22 protein-coding genes are annotated in these 19,877 nt (G+C 64.1%); 10 read left to right on the top strand and 12 right to left on the bottom strand.

Annotated features, from left to right (window positions below):
• Window positions 1-31 precede the first annotated feature (31 nt).
• Window positions 32-961, top strand: coding sequence for a hydrogen peroxide-inducible genes activator (locus L288_RS30085; protein ID WP_021237903.1), 930 nt, complete (start codon window positions 32-34; stop codon window positions 959-961).
• Window positions 962-964: 3 nt separating this feature from the next.
• Here L288_RS30085 and L288_RS30080 read toward each other — a convergent pair whose 3' ends face one another.
• The 3 genes from L288_RS30080 to pgsA are packed head-to-tail and all read right to left on the bottom strand — an operon-like array spanning window position 965 to window position 2,232.
• Window positions 965-1,408 carry a molybdenum cofactor biosynthesis protein MoaE gene (locus L288_RS30080; protein WP_021237902.1) on the bottom strand — a complete coding sequence of 148 codons (444 nt, stop codon included), beginning with the start codon at window positions 1,406-1,408 and terminating at the stop codon, window positions 965-967.
• Window positions 1,405-1,665: a molybdopterin converting factor subunit 1 gene (gene moaD, locus L288_RS30075; protein ID WP_021237901.1), complete on the bottom strand. Its 261-nt coding sequence runs from the start codon at window positions 1,663-1,665 to the stop codon at window positions 1,405-1,407. Before moaD ends, L288_RS30080 begins: the two co-directional genes overlap by 4 nt.
• Window positions 1,666-1,668: 3 nt before the next feature.
• Entirely contained in the window at window positions 1,669-2,232 is a 564-nt protein-coding gene (gene pgsA, locus L288_RS30070; RefSeq protein WP_021237900.1) for a CDP-diacylglycerol--glycerol-3-phosphate 3-phosphatidyltransferase, read from the bottom strand.
• Between the two features lie 145 nt (window positions 2,233-2,377).
• Between pgsA and L288_RS30065 the strand changes: the two genes are divergently transcribed.
• Window positions 2,378-3,673: an MFS transporter gene (locus L288_RS30065; RefSeq protein WP_021237899.1), complete on the top strand. Its 1,296-nt coding sequence runs from the start codon at window positions 2,378-2,380 to the stop codon at window positions 3,671-3,673.
• Window positions 3,674-3,686: 13 nt separating this feature from the next.
• On the opposite strand, the gene L288_RS30060 is transcribed toward L288_RS30065, so the two are convergent.
• The gene (locus L288_RS30060) at window positions 3,687-3,881 is read right to left on the bottom strand and encodes a hypothetical protein (RefSeq protein ID WP_021237898.1); all 195 of its coding nucleotides are present in this window, start codon (window positions 3,879-3,881) and stop codon (window positions 3,687-3,689) included.
• A gap of 107 nt (window positions 3,882-3,988) precedes the next feature.
• On the opposite strand from L288_RS30060, the gene L288_RS30055 reads away from it, so the two are divergent.
• The 6 genes from L288_RS30055 (at window position 3,989) to dxs (ending at window position 11,194) form a co-directional block, all read left to right on the top strand.
• The gene (locus L288_RS30055) at window positions 3,989-6,067 is read left to right on the top strand and encodes a transglycosylase domain-containing protein (RefSeq protein ID WP_031304240.1); all 2,079 of its coding nucleotides are present in this window, start codon (window positions 3,989-3,991) and stop codon (window positions 6,065-6,067) included.
• A 65-nt stretch (window positions 6,068-6,132) separates the two neighbouring features.
• Window positions 6,133-6,555, top strand: coding sequence for an iron-sulfur cluster assembly scaffold protein (locus L288_RS30050; protein ID WP_021237896.1), 423 nt, complete (start codon window positions 6,133-6,135; stop codon window positions 6,553-6,555).
• Window positions 6,555-8,375 carry a monovalent cation:proton antiporter-2 (CPA2) family protein gene (locus tag L288_RS30045; protein ID WP_021237895.1) on the top strand — a complete coding sequence of 607 codons (1,821 nt, stop codon included), beginning with the start codon at window positions 6,555-6,557 and terminating at the stop codon, window positions 8,373-8,375. Before L288_RS30050 ends, L288_RS30045 begins: the two co-directional genes overlap by 1 nt.
• A complete protein-coding gene (locus L288_RS30040; RefSeq protein ID WP_021237894.1) occupies window positions 8,372-8,698 on the top strand; it encodes a DUF423 domain-containing protein in 327 nt (108 codons plus the stop codon). The genes L288_RS30045 and L288_RS30040 overlap by 4 nt, the downstream gene beginning before the upstream one ends.
• A gap of 45 nt (window positions 8,699-8,743) precedes the next feature.
• Window positions 8,744-9,211: a Fur family transcriptional regulator gene (locus L288_RS30035; RefSeq protein ID WP_021237893.1), complete on the top strand. Its 468-nt coding sequence runs from the start codon at window positions 8,744-8,746 to the stop codon at window positions 9,209-9,211.
• A gap of 48 nt (window positions 9,212-9,259) precedes the next feature.
• Window positions 9,260-11,194 (top strand): 1-deoxy-D-xylulose-5-phosphate synthase, encoded by a 1,935-nt coding sequence (gene dxs / locus L288_RS30030; RefSeq protein WP_201766636.1) that lies wholly within the window; start codon window positions 9,260-9,262, stop codon window positions 11,192-11,194.
• A 9-nt stretch (window positions 11,195-11,203) separates the two neighbouring features.
• On the opposite strand, the gene L288_RS30025 is transcribed toward dxs, so the two are convergent.
• A complete protein-coding gene (locus tag L288_RS30025) occupies window positions 11,204-11,752 on the bottom strand; it encodes an AAA family ATPase (RefSeq protein WP_021237891.1) in 549 nt (182 codons plus the stop codon).
• Window positions 11,753-11,818: 66 nt separating this feature from the next.
• Between L288_RS30025 and L288_RS30020 the strand changes: the two genes are divergently transcribed.
• Entirely contained in the window at window positions 11,819-12,274 is a 456-nt protein-coding gene (locus L288_RS30020) for an SRPBCC family protein (RefSeq protein WP_021237890.1), read from the top strand.
• The gene (locus L288_RS30015; protein ID WP_021237889.1) at window positions 12,261-12,587 is read left to right on the top strand and encodes an ArsR/SmtB family transcription factor; all 327 of its coding nucleotides are present in this window, start codon (window positions 12,261-12,263) and stop codon (window positions 12,585-12,587) included. Before L288_RS30020 ends, L288_RS30015 begins: the two co-directional genes overlap by 14 nt.
• A 35-nt stretch (window positions 12,588-12,622) precedes the next feature.
• Here L288_RS30015 and L288_RS30010 read toward each other — a convergent pair whose 3' ends face one another.
• The 7 genes from L288_RS30010 to purE form a co-directional block, all read right to left on the bottom strand.
• On the bottom strand, window positions 12,623-13,030 hold the full coding sequence (locus L288_RS30010; protein ID WP_021237888.1) for a DUF3035 domain-containing protein: 408 nt from the start codon (window positions 13,028-13,030) through the stop codon (window positions 12,623-12,625).
• Window positions 13,030-13,542, bottom strand: coding sequence for a signal peptidase II (lspA, locus tag L288_RS30005; RefSeq protein ID WP_021237887.1), 513 nt, complete (start codon window positions 13,540-13,542; stop codon window positions 13,030-13,032). The genes L288_RS30010 and lspA overlap by 1 nt, the downstream gene beginning before the upstream one ends.
• A 214-nt stretch (window positions 13,543-13,756) precedes the next feature.
• Window positions 13,757-16,627 carry an isoleucine--tRNA ligase gene (gene ileS, locus L288_RS30000; RefSeq protein ID WP_021237886.1) on the bottom strand — a complete coding sequence of 957 codons (2,871 nt, stop codon included), beginning with the start codon at window positions 16,625-16,627 and terminating at the stop codon, window positions 13,757-13,759.
• A gap of 160 nt (window positions 16,628-16,787) precedes the next feature.
• Window positions 16,788-17,729 carry a bifunctional riboflavin kinase/FAD synthetase gene (locus L288_RS29995; protein WP_021237885.1) on the bottom strand — a complete coding sequence of 314 codons (942 nt, stop codon included), beginning with the start codon at window positions 17,727-17,729 and terminating at the stop codon, window positions 16,788-16,790.
• A 44-nt stretch (window positions 17,730-17,773) separates the two neighbouring features.
• Window positions 17,774-18,274: a dihydrofolate reductase gene (locus tag L288_RS29990; protein ID WP_021237884.1), complete on the bottom strand. Its 501-nt coding sequence runs from the start codon at window positions 18,272-18,274 to the stop codon at window positions 17,774-17,776.
• Window positions 18,271-19,341 (bottom strand): 5-(carboxyamino)imidazole ribonucleotide synthase, encoded by a 1,071-nt coding sequence (locus L288_RS29985; protein ID WP_021237883.1) that lies wholly within the window; start codon window positions 19,339-19,341, stop codon window positions 18,271-18,273. The genes L288_RS29990 and L288_RS29985 overlap by 4 nt, the downstream gene beginning before the upstream one ends.
• Before the next feature lies 1 nt (window position 19,342).
• Window positions 19,343-19,834: a 5-(carboxyamino)imidazole ribonucleotide mutase gene (purE, locus tag L288_RS29980; protein WP_021237882.1), complete on the bottom strand. Its 492-nt coding sequence runs from the start codon at window positions 19,832-19,834 to the stop codon at window positions 19,343-19,345.
• Window positions 19,835-19,877 lie beyond the last annotated feature (43 nt).

Genomic DNA, 19,877 nt, shown 5'->3' with positions numbered 1-19,877 from the left:
TATTCCGCTTTCTCATTGAGGAAGGCGATCAATGTCAAGCTACATGCCCACGCTCAAGCAGTTGCAATATCTCGTTGCGCTGAAAGAGCATGGGCATTTCGGCAAGGCTGCGGAAAGCTGCTACGTCACGCAATCAACGCTGTCGGCGGGCATTCGCGAACTGGAGTCGCTGATCGGCGTGACCCTGGTGGAGCGCACCCGGCGGGTCGTCCGCTTCACCGCTCTGGGTGACCGCATCGTTGAAAAGGCGCACCGGGTCCTGCGGGAGGCGGAGGAACTGGCCGCCATCGCGGAGGCATCGGGAAAGCCCCTGACCGGCGAACTGCGCATGAGCGTGATCCCGACGATCGCGCCTTTCCTGCTACCCCGCCTGCTGCCCCGGCTGCGGGCGGAGCGGCCTGAATTGAAGCTCTATTTGCGGGAGGAGACATCGCAGGCGGCGATCGAATCGCTGCGCCACGGCAATGTCGACTGCGTGCTGCTCGCCCTTCCCTTCCCCACCGGAGAGCTGGACAGCGAGTTGCTGTTCCAGGACAGGCTCTATGTCGCCTTCCCGCATGACGATCCGCGCGATCCGCCCGAATGGATCGCGCCGGAGATGATCGACGAGACCAAGCTGCTGCTGCTGGAAGACGGGCATTGCCTGAAGGATCACGCGCTAGCGGCATGCAACCGGCCTGAGATCCGGGCGAGCGCCACGATGATGGGCACGTCGCTGCACACGCTGGTGCAAATGGTGGACAATGGCCTGGGGATGACGATCATGCCGGAAATGGCCATCAACGGCGGCATATTGGAGCATACGCAGATTACTGCCCGGCCGCTCCGGTCCGATCGCTCCCATCGCGACATCGCGCTGGTCTGGCGCAAGAACAGCCCGCGGGAAAAGGAATTCCGGTTGCTGGCGGAACTGCTGCGGGAAGCAGCCGAACTGCCGCCGCTCAATGCGCAGGCGGCGTAAGCATCACTCCAACCAGCCGCGCGCCTTGGCGTCATCTTCCACACGCGCCTCAACCCAGCGCGCGCTGCCGTCGCTGAAATGCTCCTTCTTCCAGAAGGGCGCGTGGGATTTCAGCCAGTCGATCAGGAAGGCGCAGCTTTCCAGCGCCGCTGTCCGGTGCCGGGACGCTGTGCCGACGAAAACGATGCGCTCCCCCGGCGCCAGCCGTCCATAGCGATGGATCACCCGCACGCCGAGCAGCGGCCAACGCGCCATGGCGTCCTCCACGATCCTGCCGACTTGCGCCATTGTCATGGCGGGATAGTGGTGAAGCTCCAGGGCGGTAAGCCCCTCCCCGCCCCGCACGATCCCGGTGAAGCTGGCGACTCCGCCACCCCCGCAGGCTTCCAGCGCGGCCAATTCAGCCGCGATATCGAAATCCTCCGCCTGGATGGAGACCCGGCTCATCCCCCCGTTACCGGCGGGAAGATCGCCAGCTCCTTCGCCTCACCGATTATGGTGTCGAGCGGCACAAACTTCTGGTCGAGCGCGGCGCGCAGCTTTTCGGGATCGCCAAGCGCCTGCGCATAGCCGTCCCCACGCGTCGCCAGCTTGGCGATCAGTTCTGCTATGGAGGTGCCGGTTTCCGGCCGCTCGACCTTTTCCTCATCCCGGCCGATGGCTTCACGCACCCATGCGAAGTAGAGAATGGTGAGCGCGGCCATCGATCAATCCATATGCTTGATGCCGACGCGCAGATAATCCCAGCCGGTCACCAGCGTCAGTATGGCCGCCGCCCAAAGGGTGGCGATGCCGATGATCTGGACGATGGGGAATTGCGGCAGCGCCCCCGCCAGGATCAGGGCGCCTAGCGCGATAAGCTGGAACGCCGTCTTCCATTTGGCGAGGCGGGACACGGGAACCGATACCTGCAAGCCCGCCAGGAATTCGCGCAGGCCCGACACCGCGATCTCGCGCAACAGGATGATCATCGCGGCGGCGATGTGGATGCCCTCAATGTCCCGCGTCGCCGACAGCATCAGAATGACCGCGCCGACCATGATCTTGTCGGCAATGGGATCAAGGAAGACGCCCAGCTTGGACACGGTCCCCTGCGCGCGGGCCAGATAGCCGTCGAAATAATCGGTGATGCCCATCAGGCAGTAGAGCGCGAAGGCGAACGCATAGCCGGTGGTCCAGCGCGCGCCCAGCTCGGCGGGCCATAGCAGCGCCACCAGCAGGGGAACCGTCAGGATGCGCGAAAGCGTCAGCAGATTGGGCAGCGTCAGCATGCCCGGCGAACTGCCACAGTCCGCGCCCGCGCACAAGCAGACCTGACATAGGCTGCCTGCAAACGCGTATCAGGGGTTGGACAGACCCGGCGGCAACGGCTAGACCGCGCCTCGCTCGTCCACAGCGAAGAAGACCCCCTCGCATATGCAAGCCTCGCTCAGGCTCCTCAAGAAGCGACGTTTTCTGCCGCTTTTCGTCACCCAGCTCCTCGGCGCATTCAACGACAATCTGTTCAAGAACGCGATGGTGCTGTTCGTCGTCTACAGCGTCTACAATGACGAACGGTCGGAAACCTGGTTCAGCGCGCTGGCGACGGGCGTGTTCATCCTGCCCTTCTTCCTTCTGTCGGCGCTGTCGGGCCAATTGGCCGACCAGCGCGACAAGGCGACCATCATCCGATACGTGAAGGCTGCGGAAATCGCGATCATGCTGGTAGGCGCGACGGGCCTTGCCCTGATCTGGAGCGGGATTGCCGTCCATGTCGTCGCGATACCGCTGCTGCTGGCGGCCCTGTTCGCCATGGGCGTCCATTCGACCTTCTTCGGCCCGATCAAATACGCCATCCTTCCCCAGCATCTGCGGGACGAAGAGGTTCTGGGCGGCACGGGGCTGGTGGAAGCAGGCACCTATATCGCCATTCTGGCCGGCACCATCATCGCGGGCATCATCCCCGTGGAGGCAGCGGCGGCGGGAATCGTGATCACTGCGGCGGTCGGTTATTTGGCTGGCCGCGAAGTCCCCGCCGCGCCTTCGCTGCTGGAGCGGCAGCCGATCGATTTCCATATCATCCGCTCATCGGTGGCGCTGGTGCGCGGCACCATGCATATCCGCCGCCTGTTCCTGGCGATCATGGCGATCAGCTTCTTCTGGGCCGTCGGATCGGTGCTGTTCATTCAGTTCCCGCCGCTGGTCAAAAATGTCCTGTCCGCCGACAAACCGGTGGCCAGCCTGTTCCTGGCGATATTCTCCATCGGCATTGCGATCGGATCGGTCGCCATCAACCGGCTGCTCAAGGGGCATGTGTCCGCGCGCTATGCGCCCGCGTCGGTCATCGGCATGAGCCTGTGCATCGTCGCTTTCCACTTCGTTTGCGATCTGTGGACGCCCGCACCGGATGGAGAGATGCTTTCGCTGGGCGGCTTCCTGGCGCATCCACTGGCGATCGCCCTTTCGGCTTGCCTGCTGGGCGTGGCGACCTTTGGCGGCATGTTCGTCGTGCCGCTCTATGCCTTCCTGACCACGACCGTGGAAAAGTGCGAGGCGGCGCGCACCGTCGCCGCTAATAATATCGTGAATTCAGGTGCGATGGTGACCGGATCGCTGATCGCCATCGGCCTCAGCCTCGCCGGTATCTCCGTTGTGAATCAGCTGCTGCTGGTGGCGGCGCTCTGCCTGCCCTGCGCCTGGCTCGCCTGGCGGCTTCACAAAGCCTGCGACTGATGGCGAGCCAGCCTCAGAAAATGAAACTGTAGAAAGCCGTGAAAAAGGCGCAGAAACTCAGCAGGAACAGCTTCCAGTCCCCATCATCGGACGTGGCAACGGCATCCTTGCGCTTCATGTCGGCAGGCTCCAGCACATGGCGCGGCAGTTGGGCGCGGAAGGGATGCCGGGCGGACTCTGTTGTCAAAATGAGGGCGCGCTTTCGCATAGGCCGAATTAACGCTTTCTTTACCTTTTCGGCCATGCACAATCGTGGTTAACGAAATATTGTGCCGCATCAGCACACTCTTGACTGTATCATCCTAACAATACAGCATGGCCGGACCGATGAGAGACCCCCTGCCCGCTCCCCAATCCGACTCCGATGCTGCGCGCGAATTCGGGGCGGGGCCGCCCAGCGCCTTCGCCCCGCCCACGCCCTGGCGCAGGCGGCTGCACATAGCGGGATGGATCGCCGCGGCGCTGCTGGCGCTGCTCATGGTGATGATCGCATGGCTGGCGGTCACCGCTCCCCTGTCCCGTTCGCTCAAGCCCATTGCGCCGCCGAGCATAAGCCTGATGTCCTCGGACGGGCATCTGATCGCGCGCCGTGGCGCGATCATCGACCGCCCGGTGACCATGACCGGCCTGCCCAAGCATGTGCCCCAAGCCTTCATGGCCATCGAGGACCGCCGCTTCTATAGCCATTGGGGCATCGATCCGCGCGGCATCGCGCGGGCCGCCTGGCATAATCTCTGGTCGGATGGAGCCTCCCAGGGGGGCAGCACCATTACCCAGCAATTGGCGAAAGGCGTGTTCCTTTCGAGCGACCGCACCTTCGGCCGCAAGGCGCGGGAGGCGCTGATCGCCTTCTGGCTGGAGGCATGGCTGACGAAGGACCAGATATTCGAACGCTATCTGTCCAACGTCTATTTCGGCGATAATGTCTACGGCCTAAGGGCCGCATCGCTGCATTATTTCAACCGCCAGCCCGAACGACTCACGATTTCTCAGGCGGCGATGCTGGCGGGACTGTTGAAAGCGCCTTCCCGGCTTGCGCCGACCAGCAATCTGCCGGGCGCGCGGGCCCGCGCCGCGCTGGTGACCCAGGCGATGGTGGAAGCGGGCTATATCACCAAGGCGGAACGCAATGCCTTGCGCCCGGCCCGGCTGGATGTGCGGGAAACGGCCGAGCCCACCAGCGGCACCTATTTCGCTGATTGGGTGCTTCCTGAAGCGAGGGACCGGGCGGGTGCCGTTTATGGCGAGCAGACGATCGCGACAACGCTCGACTGGCGGGTACAGCGGCTGGCCGAAGCGGCAATCCGGCGCGCCCCGCTGGGCGGCGCGGAAGGGGCGCTGGTCGCGATGAAGCCCGACGGCAGCGTGGTCGCGATGGTCGGCGGCAAGAATTACCGGAAAAGCAGCTTCAACCGCGCCGTGCAGGCGAAGCGCCAGCCCGGATCGACCTTCAAGCTGTTCGTCTATCTTGCCGCCTTCCGCGCGGGCATGACGCCGGAGGACATGATCGATGATACGCCGATTACCACCGGCAGCTACCGCCCGGCCAATCATGGCGGCAAATATCGCGGCAAGATCACCTTGCGCCAGGCCTTCGCGGCATCGAGCAATGTCGCGGCAGTGCGCCTGACCCAGAAGGTCGGCGTGGACAATGTCATCAAGGTCGCGCGCGATCTGGGCATTACCGCTCCGCTGACCGAGGATCTCAGCCTTGCGCTCGGCACATCGGAAATCCCGCTGGTGGAACTGGCGGAAGCCTATGCGGCGGTCGCGGCCGGGGCCTATCCCGTGCTGGCCCACGGCCTGCCGCCTGAGGAACAGGGCTGGTTCGACCGGCTGATGGGCCGCCAGCGCCGGTTTAGCGACGATCAGCTCGAAATGATCCGCGACCTCCTGTCTTCCGCCGCCAATCGCGGCACGGGCAGCGCAGCGGCGCTCCGCACCCGCACCTTCGGCAAGACAGGCACGACGCAGGACAGCCGCGACGCCATTTTCGTGGGCTATGCAGGCGGCCTCGTCACCGCTGTCTGGATCGGCAATGACAACAATAGCCCCTTGCCCGGCGGCGCTGCGGGCGGCGGCATCCCGGCGCGCATCTGGCGCGACTTCATGGGCCGCGCGATCAACGAACCGGCAGAGGTCCCGGAGGAGGAGCAGGATAGCGATCTGGTCAACGCCATCGCCAATGTCACGGCCGAAGCGGGCTTGGGCAATATGAGCCTTGGCATCGATCAGGATGGCGTTTCGGTGAATATCGGGCCCAACCAGCTTCGCCTGCCGATCGGCCAGCCGCCCCCTGGTGAGCCCGCCGCTCCCGTGCCTGTTCCGGCGCAGGGCACGCCGCCGCCGCGTATCGCGCCTCCTCCGCCCGTGGAAGAGAATGCCGCGCCGTAGATTATCTATGGTAGCGGTCAGAAGCAGCCTTCCTCAAGCATCCAAGCTGCCTTACATGGATCGGCATGAACGCCCCCCTTTATAACAAGGATATCTTACGGCTGGCGGCCAGCATCCCGCACCATCAGCGCCTCGCCGGCCCGCAGGCGAGCGTGGAGAAGCGGTCGCCGACCTGCGGGTCGCGAGTGACGGCCGATGTGCGAATGGAAAATGGCAGGCTCGCGGAAATGGGGCTGGACGTGAAGGCCTGCGCATTGGGGCAGGCGTCCGCCGCGTTGATGGCTGCGCAGGCGATCGGCCTGTCTGCCGATGAACTGGCGGAGGCGCGCGATAAGCTGACCGATTATCTGGCTGGCCGCAGCGAGGATCTGGACTTTTGGCCCGGCCTTGCCGTCCTGGCGCCTGCGCGCGGCTATCCGGCACGGCATGCGTCGATTCGCCTGGGGTTTGAGGCGATTGCAGAAGCAGCGCGCATGGCGGACGCCTGATGCCCGGCACGAACATGGCCGCTGCCCATCCTCCGGTTTCGGCAACCGACATGCTGTTGTCCGAAGGTGTGATCCTGCTGGGCGCGGCGGTGCTGTTCGTCATGCTGTTCCGGCGCTTTGGCCTGGGCGCGGTGCTGGGCTATCTCGTGGCGGGCGCGCTGGTCGGGCCGCATGGCCTTGGCCTCGTCGGCGGCGCGGAATCGAAGCTCGCCATCGCCGAGATCGGCATCGTGCTGCTGCTGTTTCTGGTCGGGCTTGAACTTCATCCGGCACGGCTGTGGCGGCTCAAGCGCGATATCTTCGCCCTTGGTCTCGCGCAGGTCGTCCTGTGCGGCCTCGCCCTAACGGCGATCATATTCTACACGACCGGCTTCACTTGGGGCGCGGCGATCGCGCTGGGCCTGCCGTTGGCGCTATCCTCCACCGCGCAGGTATTACCCAGCCTCAAGAGCAGCGGCCGCATCAATTCACCCTTTGGGGAGAAGGTGTTTTCGATCCTCCTGTTTCAGGACCTGTCGATCGTCCCGCTGATCACCATCGTCGCCGCGCTGTCGCGCAATCCGGCCGATGCCTCCGGGCCGCCGGGGTGGGTTTTGGCCGCATCCACCGTTGCGGCCATCGCCGGACTGGTGCTGGCGGGGCGGTTCATCCTGCGCCCCCTGCTGCGCCTGGTGGGCAGGCTGGGCGAGCGCGAGTTGTTCGTGGCGGTGGGGCTGTTCACCGTCCTTGCCGCCGCCGCGCTGATGCACGCGCTGCACCTGTCGACGGCGTTGGGGGCTTTCGTCGCAGGCGTGATGCTGGCCGATTCGCCCTACAGGCATGAAATTGAAGCGGACGTCGAACCTTTCCGCTCCATCCTGCTGGGCCTCTTCTTCCTGGCTGTCGGAATGGTGCTCGATCTTCAGGCCGTCGCCGCCAATCCCTTCTTCGTCATCGGCATGGCGATGGCGCTGGTTATCACCAAGACGCTACTGATCACTGGCCTTGCCCGCCTGTTCGGCATGGAATGGAGCCCCGCCATCGGCGCTGGCCTGCTGCTTTCCCAGGGCGGCGAGTTCGGCTTCGTCCTGTTCGCGCAGGCCCAGAATGCATTGTTGATCGCGCCGCAGGGAGCGAGCCTGTTCAGCGCGATCGTGACAGTTTCCATGGCGACCACGCCCTTTCTCATGCTGTTCGCCCGCAGGTTGGAATTTTCCCGGCCCAAGGATGTTTCAGGCCTGGCGGGACCGGAGGAAGCAAAGCGCGGGACCGCGATCATCGTTGGCTTCGGCCGCTTTGGGCAGACCGTTGCGCAGATGCTGATGGGCCATGGCTTCAGCGTGGTTCTGATCGACAAGAAGCCTTCGCAGATCGAGGTTTCCAGCCGCTTCGACATGAAGGTCTATTATGGAGACGGCACGCGCATGGACCTGTTGCGCAGGGCTGGCGCGGAAGATGCGCGGTTGATTGCCTTCTGCATCGACGATCCGTCACTCGACAAGCGGACGCTCGAACCCATTGCCGAGGCTTTTCCGCAAGCCGCGCTGCTGGTGCGCGCCTTCGACCGGCGGCAGTTGCTCGAATTGCGCAAGATGGACCTGGCGGGCGTCGTGCGAGAGGTGTTCGAATCGGCCATCTGCATGGGTGTGCAGGCGATGGAGGCGCTGGGTGTCCCGCAGGGCGAGATCGAGGAGGTCGAGCGCCAATATCGCCAGAATGATGAGCAAAGGCTGGCGGTGCAGACCGAACAGGGCAGTCTGCTCGCGGCCAAGGAGCTGATGTTCCGGCCTGGACGGCGGATGCGGCTGCTGACGCGTGGGGAAGGAGAGGAAAGGGCATGATCGGTATATTGGCGGCCTTGTCGGCGGCGCTCGCGATCGGCGCGGGCGCATTCGGCGCGCATGGCGCTTCCAGCCAGCAAGCGACGGAATGGCTGCGCACGGGCGGGCTGTATCAATTGATCCACGCCGTCGCTGCGATCAGCATCATGAACATGGCGCGGGGACCCGCCATCATGCTGCTGACCGGCGCGGCCATCTTCGCTCTGACGCTTTATATCATGGCGATAGGCGGGCCGCGCTGGCTTGGCGCGGTCACGCCGATTGGCGGAACGCTGATGATAGCAGGCTGGATCTGGACGGCATGGATCTATTGGCGAGCCTGACAGGCCATGCTTGCCCCCGGACGCCCCCACGCCTAGATTAGGACCATGGCCGAGCATCACCACCACCATCATGAGCCGACCGGAGCAAGCCTGGCCGATGCGGCCCGCGTGACGCTGGAAGCGCGCAACGAACAGTGGACGCCGATGCGCGCCGCCATATTCGATGCGCTGGCGGCGGAAGAAAAGCCGGCCTCCGCCTATGATATCGCCGACAATGTTTCCAAGGCGCGGGGCAAGCGCGTCGCGCCCAACAGCGTGTACCGCATCCTGGACCTGTTCGTGGCGAACAATATCGCCATGCGCGTCGAAAGCGCCAATGCCTATATCGCCAACGCCCACCCCGGCTGCCATCATGACTGCATCTTCCTCGTTTGCCGCAGCTGCAAGGAAGCCACCCATGTCGACGACGACAAGGTGACAAGGGACGTGCGGCTGGTGGCGGAACATGAAGGCTTCCTCCCGGAACGCCCCGTGATCGAGATACTGGGCACCTGCGCCAAATGCGCTGCCTGAACGGACCGTTGCGCCGGCACCGTTAAGAGCCTAGCGCGCTTGGAGTATATGTCTTTCATGAATGATCGCCCCGCCACGCCGCTTCTGGACCAGGTGAACTGGCCCGCTGAACTGCGCGAGTTGAAACCAGAGCAGTTGCATCAGCTGGCGGATGAATTGCGGCAGGAAGTAATCTCCGCCGTTGGGGTGACTGGCGGCCATCTGGGATCGGGCCTGGGCGTCGTGGAGCTGACGACGGCCATTCATTACGTGTTCGACACCCCCAATGACAAGCTGGTCTGGGACGTGGGCCATCAATGCTATCCCCACAAAGTGCTGACCGGCCGCCGCGACCGCATCCGCACACTGCGGCAGGGAGGCGGCCTTTCAGGCTTCACGAAGCGCGCGGAAAGCGAATATGATCCGTTCGGCGCGGCGCACAGTTCCACCTCCATCAGCGCGGCGCTGGGCTTTGCGATCGCCAGCAAGCTCGCAGGGAAGCCGGGCAAAGGCATAGCGGTGATCGGCGACGGCGCCATGTCGGCGGGCATGGCCTATGAGGCGATGAACAATGCGCGCGACGCCGGTAATCGCCTGGTCGTGATCCTGAACGACAATGATATGTCGATTGCCCCGCCGGTCGGCGGCCTCTCCGCCTATCTTGCGCGGCTTGTTTCCAGCCGGGAGTTTCTGGGGCTCCGCGGTCTTGCCAAGCGGTTGGCCCGGCACTTGCCCCGTCCGCTTCACAATGCGGCGCGCAAGACGGATGAATATGCGCGCGGCATGGCGATGGGCGGCACGCTGTTCGAGGAACTGGGCTTCTACTATGTGGGCCCGATCGACGGCCATAATCTCGACCAGTTGATCCCCGTTCTGGAAAATGTCCGCGACGCTGCCGAGGGTCCTTGCCTCGTGCATGTCGTGACCCAGAAGGGCAAGGGCTATGCCCCGGCGGAAGCGGCAGCGGACAAATATCACGGCGTCCAAAAATTCGATGTGATCACCGGAACACAGGCCAAGGCGCCCCCTGGCCCGCCCAGCTATACCAGCGTATTCGCCAAGGCGCTGGTCGCCGAGGCGGAGCGCGATCCAACCATTTGCGCCATCACCGCCGCCATGCCGTCAGGCACTGGCCTGGACAAGTTCGAGCAAGCCTTCCCCGAACGCTTTTTCGATGTCGGCATTGCGGAACAGCATGCGGTGACCTTCGCCGCTGGACTGTCGGCCCAGGGCATGCGCCCCTTCTGCGCGATTTATTCGACTTTCCTGCAACGCGCCTATGATCAGGTCGTGCATGACGTCGCCATCCAGAACCTGCCGGTGCGCTTTGCGATTGATCGGGCCGGGCTGGTCGGTGCGGACGGCTCGACTCATGCGGGCAGTTTCGACATCACCTATCTTGCCACCCTGCCCAACATGGTCGTGATGGCGGCAGCGGACGAGGCGGAACTGATCCACATGGTCCACACATGCGCGTTGCACGACAGCGGTCCGATCGCGCTGCGCTACCCGCGCGGAAATGGCGTCGGCCTGCCCCTGCCGGAAACACCCCAGCGGCTGGAGATCGGCAAGGGCCGGATCGTGCGCGAAGGGCGTCAGGTCGCGATCCTGTCGCTCGGCACGCGTCTGGAGGAAGCCATGAAGGCCGCCGAAGCGCTGGAGGCAAAAGGGCTTTCCACGACGGTCGCGGATCTTCGCTTCGCCAAGCCGCTGGATGAAGCGCTCATCCGCCGCCTTCTGACCACCCATGAGGTTGCCGTCACGATCGAGGAAGGCGCGATCGGCGGTTTGGGCGCGCATGTCCTTACCCTGGCAAGCGACCTTGGCCTCATTGACAATGGGCTGAAGCTGCGCACCATGCGCCTGCCCGATATCTTCCAGGATCAGGACAAGCCGGAAAAGCAATATGCGGATGCACGCCTGGATTCAGCCGCGATCGTCGAAACGGTTCTGACGGCCCTTCGCCACAACAGCGCTGCAATCGGAGGCGAAGCGCGCGCCTGATTTGCTGTCTCAGTGGCTGTCATCGCCGAGGCGCGACTTCACGAAAGCGACCCTCTCTTCGACCGATCCCAGGGGAAGCGGCAGGAGATCATAGCCGAGGGAGCGATAGACCTCACGCATGACAGCGCAGGTCGCGGCAGCTTCGCCGGGTGATTGATGGCGTTCCTGATCCTGCCGGTAAATAGCGGGCCAATGAGGCGCGAGGAAGACCAGCCGGTCATAGCGGCATAGATTGGCAGCGCGGCGCAGATGATCAGGGACCGATATGCCGCAGAGCGTGAGATAGCCGATCACGTCTGGAATGCCGCGATCGAACATGATGGGGCCCTGTCGATCCTGTGCTTCCCTGTACGAACGCAGGTCCCATGCCAGCATCATTTCGGCGAACGCCTTCTGATTGCGCCAGGGCAGAGCGGGACCATCGATCGCAATTTGGTCCTGAATGATAGCGCGTCCAGCCTCCGGCATATGGCCGATGCCCTGACCGGCAAGGGCCCGGATCAAACTGCTTTTGCCTGAACCGGGTCCCCCCGTGATCACATGGAATTTGCCGGACATGGCTTTCCTGCTCCTTATTGCATTTCAACTGTTGAAGGGACAATATGCAACCTGGAGATTGCATATATGCCTGACTCAATCATCAAGACAATCGAGATCGCTGCCCCGGTCGAAAAGATATGGGACGCGCTGATCGACCATCGAAAATTCGGTAGCTGGTTCCAGGTCGCACTCGACCAGCCCTTCAAGGTGGGCGAAGCCTCTACCGGGCACATGACCTATCCCGGTTATGAGGACTATCGCTGGGAAGCGCGGATTGTGGCGATCGAACCTATGCGGCGCTTTGCCTTTGAATGGCCTGCGACGGGTGGCGACAAGGCGTTGATGGATAGCGGCGCCGCCATTGCCGAATGGACGCTGGTTGAATTTCTGCTGGAGCCCTCCGGGAATGGAACGCGGCTGACGGTAACGGAAAGCGGTTTCGACAAGGTGCCGGAGGCGCGGCGGGGTAATGTCATGCGCGATAATGAGGGCGGGTGGACCGAGCAGGTGCGCAATATTCGTGACTATGCAGAGCAGTGATTCGCCTGCCCGTCTGTTTGCTGCCCTGGGTGATCCGACGCGGCTGGGGTTGATCGCGCGGCTGGCGGATGGAAAGGCGCGGTCCATTGCGCAGATGGGCGAGCCCTTGCCGATCAGCCGTCAGGCGCTTGCCAAGCATCTGGACGTTCTGCTGGGTGTGGGGCTGGTTCGCCGGACGCGGGTTGGGCGGGAGGCGCGATTTGTCATGGAGCCTGAGGCGATCCACGCGGCGCGCGACTGGCTGGATGCCGTCAGCGCGCAATGGGATGGTACGCTGGGCCGCCTCAAGGCCTTTGTGGAAGAAGGCGGCTAAGTCCCTGACGCAGGGCGCCAGGGACCGCTGCTAAATCAAGGTTGGGTCGTTGCGCGCGCATCCTGGCCGTCGCCTTCGGGCGCGGCGATGATGTCGCGGGTGGTTGCGCCCTTGTCCACGACTTCGGTGGCCGGATCGCCCACCGAGGAGCGGATGCCAGCGGCGGCATTGGCCCGTCCCGCCTCATTAAGAGCGGCGGCTTCGGTCGCGCTGCGCGGCGCGGGGCCGCCGAACATGGCCTCCATAGCGGCGCGGCTGGAATCCACGGCCGCAGCCGACGGCGTGCCGGGCGCGGGCGGGACGAGTGCGTAATCGGGGGGGATCACCAGCGGAGCCTGACGCGAAACCGCGAATTCATCCGGGCGATCGCGGTTGAAGAGACCGGAAGAGCCGCAGGCGGACAAGGTGGAAACCAGGCCGGCAGCAAGGATCAGTTTACGCATCAGTTCAGTGACTCCGTCTTTGCGCCCTTCTCGCGCAGCAGCAGCGCCCGCGCAAGCAGGATCAGCACGCCGATGGTGATGGCGGCATCCGCCAGGTTGAAGATGAGGAACGGCCGCCATTCGCCGAAATGCAGATCGGCATAATCGACCACATAGCCCAGCCGCACGCGGTCGACGATGTTGCCGATCGCGCCGCCCAGCACCAGCCCCAGCGCCGCGACATCCTGCCGCGCCTTTTCCCGCCACATCCACACGCCGACGAAGGTGGCGATGAGCATGGTCATGCCCACCAGAATCCAGCGCATCATGTCCGTGTCGGCGTGGAAGAAGCCCATCGACACGCCGCGATTTTCCAGCCAGCGCAGGCGGAATATCGGCAGGATCTCAATTCCTTCGTCCATCCGGCTCTTGAGCGCGAGCGGATAGGTGACGGTGTATTTGATCAGTTGGTCGAGCGCGAGCGTGACGATCGCGACGGTCAGCCCCAGCGGACGGTGATTGACGGCCGCCATCAGCGGTCCACCCGCCAGGAGTTGGGTGACATAGGTGACACGAGAGAACCCCAAAAAAGCGCCATTTTTTTCCTATTTCACTTCCTACAGGCAACAGGGCGCAGCCTATAGCCGATGCAGGCGCCTGTAGGACAGGAAAGTTTTTCGTCTGCGGCGTTCGCCAGCCTGAGCCTTTGGACTGTGCTCCTGCCTTCGCAGGAGCACAGTATCCGATCTAGCTGCTCAGCACCTCGTCGCAGCGGTTGCAGAGGGTGCCGTCTTCCTCGACTTCAGGCAGCAAGCGCCAGCAGCGGCCGCATTTGTGCCAGTCGCTGGGCTTGACGATGATGCCGTCCCCCTGCCCCATTTCGACGCGGGCGACGATCGCGATCTCGGCGAAATCGACGTCGCCGACCGGGACGAGCTGGCCCATGGTCACGTCCGCTTCCAGGCTGGAGCGGACGATCTTTTCACGGCGGAGGGGTTCGATCGCTTCATTGACCTGATCGCGCTGGTTGCGGATTTCGGTCCATTTGTCGTCCAGCCCATCATCCAGCCAGGCGGCATCGATTTCCGGCCATTCCAGAAAATGCACGCTTTCCTGAGGGTCTGGATAGCGGCTTTGCCATACTTCCTCAGCAGTGAAGGGGATGATCGGCGCGGCGTAGCGGACGAGCGCGTGGAACAGCCTGTCCAGCACGGTGCGATAGGCGCGGCGCTTGGGATCAGACTTCGCATCACAATAGAGGCAATCCTTGCGGATGTCGAAGAAGAAGGCCGACAGGTCGCTATTGGCGAAATCGAACAGCGCGCGGGTATAGCGGCTGAACTCAAGCCAATTTTCGCTGCCCGCCCTTTTATCGACCACGGCCTTGAGGTCCGCATCCAGCCTGGCGAGCCGGTGGAGCATGTAGCGCTCCAGTTCCGGCATCTCCTCAACCGGCAGCTTCTCTTCATCAGAAAAGTCGGAAAGAGCGCCAAGCAAGTAACGGAAAGTGTTGCGAAGCTTGCGATAAGCGTCGGAGGAACCGGCAAGCACTTCCTTGCCGATGCGGACGTCATCGAAATAGTCTGTGCTGGCGACCCAGACGCGCAGGATGTCGGACCCGCTTTCAGCGATCACCTTGAGCGGATCGACCACATTGCCGAGGCTTTTCGACATTTTCCGGCCCTGCCCGTCCAGCGCGAAACCGTGGGTGAGCACCGCGTCATAAGGCGCGCGGCCGCGCGTGCCGCTGGATTCGAGCAGAGAGGACTGGAACCAGCCGCGATGCTGGTCGGACCCTTCGAGATAGAGGTCGGCGCGCACGCCCTCACCATAGCGGCCTTCGACCACGAAACTGTGGGTGGAGCCGCTGTCGAACCAGACGTCCAGAATGTCGTTCACGACTTCATAGTTGGCGAGGTCGTAATCGGGGCCGAGCAGCGCCTGATGGTCAGCGCCGAACCATGCGTCAGCGCCGCCCTGCTGGAAGGCTTCGATGATGCGCCGATTTACTGCCTTATCAACGAGATATTCGCCGCTCTTGCGATGGACATAGAGAGCGATCGGGACGCCCCAGGCGCGCTGGCGGGAGATCACCCAATCGGGGCGGCCTTCCACCATCGAGCGGATGCGGTTGATCGAGCGTTCGGGCACCCAGCGGGTATTCTCGATCGCATCGAGGGCGGTGCCGCGCAGGGTCGCGCCATTGCCCTGACGCGCAAGGATGGCTTCTTCCTCGGCGCAGCGCGGGATCACGCCATCGCTGATGGGGCGATCCATCGGGATGAACCATTGGGGCGTGCAGCGGAAGATGATCTTCGCCTTTGAGCGCCAGCTATGGGGATAGCTGTGCCTGAAGTCGTCGGATGCGGCGAGCAGGCCGCCTGCTTCACGCAGGTCAGTGCAGATCGGGCCGTCCTTGCTGACGAACTTGGGGTTGATGACGCTGCCCTGACCGCCGAGCCAGAGCCAATCCTCGCGATATTTTCCGTCATTTTCAACGGCGAAGACAGGGTTTATGCCATAAGCTTTGCAGAGGGCGAAATCATCCTCGCCATGGTCGGGGGCCATGTGGACGAGGCCGGTGCCTGCGTCGGTGGTGACGAAATCGCCGGGGAGGAACGGGCGGGGCTTGGCGAAGAAGGCACCAAGATGGTGCATCGGATGTCGGGCGATGGCTCCGGCGAGTTGAGAGCCATAATAGACTCCATCTTCACCGCTGAGCAAAACGGTGGTTTTATAGGAGGAGTCTAGCCGTTCATTAAAGGCCGTGATTAACTCACGAGCGATCAGAAACCTTCTTCCTTGAAGTTCTGGGATATTATCAACTTTTACAACCCCGTAACGAACTTCCGGCCCATAAGCCAAAGCCTGATTGACCGGGATCGTCCAGGGCGTCGTCGTCCAGATCACCGCATAAGCGCCTACCAGTTCGGGCGCGTTCGGGGCTTCGACAATCTCGAACGCCACGTCGATCTGGGTCGAGACGATATCCTCATATTCGACTTCCGCCTCGGCCAGCGCGGTCTTTTCGACCGGGGACCACATGACGGGCTTGGCGCCGCGATAGAGCTGGCCGCTTTCCGCGAATTTCAGCAGTTCGGACACGATGGTAGCTTCGGCGTCGAACTTCATGGTGAGATAGGGATCGTCCCAGTCGCCCATGACGCCAAGGCGCTTGAACTGCTCCTTCTGCACGCCCACCCATTTGTCCGCATAGGCGCGGCATTGGGCACGGAATTCCTGCGCGGGAACCTCGTCCTTATTCTGCTTCTTCTTGCGATATTCCTCCTCGATCTTCCATTCGATCGGAAGGCCGTGGCAGTCCCAGCCGGGGACATAGGGCGCATCCTTGCCCAGCAGCGACTGGCTGCGGACGATGATGTCCTTCAAGACCTTGTTCATCGCGTGGCCCATATGGATGTCGCCATTGGCGTAGGGCGGGCCGTCGTGGAGGATGAAGCGTTCGCGGCCCTTCCGCCGCTGGCGCAGCTTGCCGTACAGGTCCATTTCCTCCCAGCGCGCCAGAATGGCCGGTTCCTTCTGCGCCAGACCGGCCTTCATCGGAAAGCCGGTGACGGGGAGGAATACGGTGCTTTTATAGTCTGGCTGGTCGGTCATCTTCGGTCCGGCGCTGAAAGGACCGTTCGTGCTGAGTAGGGACTGAGCTTGGCGAAGACCCGTATCGAAGCATCCGCGCCACGCCTGATCCTTCGATACGCCATTTCGGCAAGCTCAATGGCAACTCAGGACGAACGGAGTGATATATGGAGTGTGCGCCCTACGCGACGTGCGGCGTTCCCGCAAGGATTTGCCGTGCGGCGTCGCAGTCCTTCGCGATCTGGGCGGTGAGCGCGTCAAGCCCGTCATATTTCGCTTCGGGGCGGAGGAAGTGGATCAGCTGCACCTCTATGCACTGATCGTAGAGGCTTTCGCTGAAATCGAAGAAATGCGGCTCCAGCAATTCCTTGGGCGGATCGAAGCTGGGGCGGATGCCGAGATTGGCGGCGCCGTCCAGCACGCGGCCGTCCGGCAGCAGCCCGCGCACCGCATAGATGCCGTAGGCGGGGCGCAGATAATGGCCAAGGTCGATATTGGCGGTGGGAAAGCCGATGGTGCGGCCCAGCTTGTCGCCATGCTGAACCGTGCCCTGAATGGCGAAGGGGCGCGTGAGGAGGCGCGTCGCGGTGACGCAATCGCCCGAGCGCAGCGCCGCGCGGATGCGGCTGGACGACACCACCTCGCCCGCTTCGTTGGTGACGGCGGGGACGGCTTCGGCGCTGATGCCGATGGCCGCGCCGGATCGCGCCAGAAGGTCCACGGTGCCGCTGCGCCCCCTGCCGAAGGTGAAGTCCTCTCCGGTAACGACGCCCGCCACGCCCATATCCTCTGCCAGCAGGCGAATGAATTCGGCCGGTTCGAGCGAGGCCAATTGATGGGTGAAGCCGAACACCAGCATGGCGTCCGCCCCGGCGCGGGCGAACAGCGCCGCCCGCTGATCAAGGCTGGTGAGGCGGAAAAAGGGCGCGTCGGGATGGAACAGGCGCATGGGATGCGGGTCGAAGGTGGCGACGATGACCGGCCGCCCCTCCGCCCGCGCACGAGCGGCCGCGCGGCCCACGACCGCCTGATGGCCGAGGTGAAACCCATCAAAATTGCCCAGCGCCATGATGCTCCCGCGCAGATGGGCGGGGATCGGGGCGCCGCTCTCCAGCCGCTCCATCGTGCCAGCCTATAGGCAGCAGCCCAGCCGCTGGCAATGCGGCATCACGGGGCGGTCCGGCGGTGGAAGGTGACGAAGCTGTGGGCGGGCGCATCGCCCTGCGCCGGGTGATCGGCGCGGGCGGTTTCCTGCCATGCCGTGGGATCGGGATAGGCGATCGCGGCGTCGCCCTGCGCATCGATATGCACTTCGGTCAGTTCGATCCGGGTCGCGAGCGGCAGGAACAGCCGGTAGATTTCAGCGCCGCCGATGACCATTACCGGCGATGCGGCGGCGATGCGGATGGCGCTGGCGGCGTCATGGGCGATTTCAGCGCCCTCCCCCCTCCACTGCGCATCGCGGGTCAGCACGATATGGCGGCGGCCGGGCAGCAGGCCGGGCAGGCTGTCGAACGTCTTGCGCCCCATGACCATGGGGTGGCCGAGCGTCAGCGCCTTGAAATGCCTGAGGTCTGCGGGCAGGCGCCAGGGCAGGCCGCCATCCTTGCCGATCACGCCATTGTCGGCGCGGGCGAGGACGAGGACGATGTCCGGCCCGGCGCTCACAGCGTCAGGCGGGTCACATGGCCCATCTTGCGGCCCGCGCGGGCTTCATGCTTGCCATAGAGGTGCAGGTGGCTGGCGGGATCGGACAGGATCGCCTGCCACTCATTCGCCTGCGCGCCGATGAGGTTGCGCATTTCGACGCGCCGGGCGGCAAGGCCGGTTTCGCCCAGGGGCAGGCCGCAGATTGCGCGGACGTGATTTTCGAACTGGCTGGTGACCGCGCCCTCGATGGTCCAGTGGCCGCTATTGTGGACGCGCGGGGCCATTTCGTTGAAGACGGGGCCGTCGGCGCTGGCGAAGAATTCCAGGGTGAGGACGCCGATATAGTCGAGCGCGTCGGCGACCTGGGCAGCGAGCGCGCGGGCGGCCGCCACCTGCGCTTCGATCCGGGGACCGGCGGGCACGGTGGAGGTGGCGAGGATGCCGTCGACATGGACGTTGGCGGCGGAGTCCCAGAAGCGTATTTCGCCATTCGCTCCGCGCGCGAGGATGACGGAAAATTCCTCGTCAAAGGTCACGAAGCCTTCGAGGATGGCGCTCTGGCGGCCGATCGCGTTCCATGCGCCCACCGCATCGCCGGGATCGTTGAGGCGGGCCTGGCCCTTGCCGTCATAGCCCATGCGGTTGGTCTTGAGGATGGCGCGGCTGCCGATCAGGGCGATGGCCTGCTCCAGGTCGTCGAGGCTCTCTACCGGGGCGAAAGGCGCGGTAAGGCCGCCCAGATCCTGGACGAAGCGCTTTTCGGCGAGGCGGTCCTGCGCGATGCGCAGGGCGTGCGCGCCGGGGCGGACGAGGCCATGGCTGGAAAGGACGTCGACGGCGGCGGGATCGATATTCTCGAACTCGTAGGTGACGACATCCACGCTGTCGGCGAAGGCGGCGAGCGCGGCGGCGTCCTCATAGGCGCCGCGGGTCCAGCGGGGCGACACGTCGGCGGCGGGGCCGCTTTCCTCCGGCGCGTAGATGTGGGTGCGATAGCCAAGCTGCGCGGCGGCGATGGCGATCATCCGGCCAAGCTGGCCGCCGCCGAGGATGCCGATGGTGGAGCCGGGCGGGACGGTCGTCATCTTATTCGGGAGTCTCCGCGACATCGCTCGTCTGCTTTTCGCGCCAGGCGTCGAGGCGCTGGGCGAGAGCTTCGTCGGTGGTGGCGAGGATGGCGGCGGCGAGCAGCGCGGCGTTGATCGCGCCGGGCTTGCCGATCGCCAGCGTGCCTACGGGAATGCCGCCGGGCATCTGGACGATGGAGAGGAGCGAATCCATGCCCTTGAGCGCCTTGGATTCGACCGGCACCCCCAGCACCGGCAGGCGGGTCATGGACGCGGCCATGCCGGGCAGATGGGCAGCGCCCCCCGCCCCGGCGATGATCACCTTGAGCCCCCGCCCCGCCGCGCCGGTCGCGTAATCGTAGAGGCGCTGGGGCGTGCGGTGCGCGGACACGACCTTGCATTCATGGGCGACGCCGAGCGCTTCCAGGGTTTCGGACGCGTGGCGCATCGTGTCCCAATCGGACCGCGAACCCATGATGATGCCGACGGCGGCGGCGCTTTCTCCGGTCATGCGCGCTTGTTTCCCCTGATGGCGCGGAAAGCAAAGCCCCTTA

The organism is Sphingobium quisquiliarum P25 (assembly GCF_000445065.1).
In the GTDB taxonomy this organism is placed as follows: Bacteria; Pseudomonadota; Alphaproteobacteria; order Sphingomonadales; family Sphingomonadaceae; genus Sphingobium; species Sphingobium quisquiliarum.
Note: the sequence above shows the minus strand (reverse complement) of the source record. Positions and strands in the feature narration are given on the sequence as shown.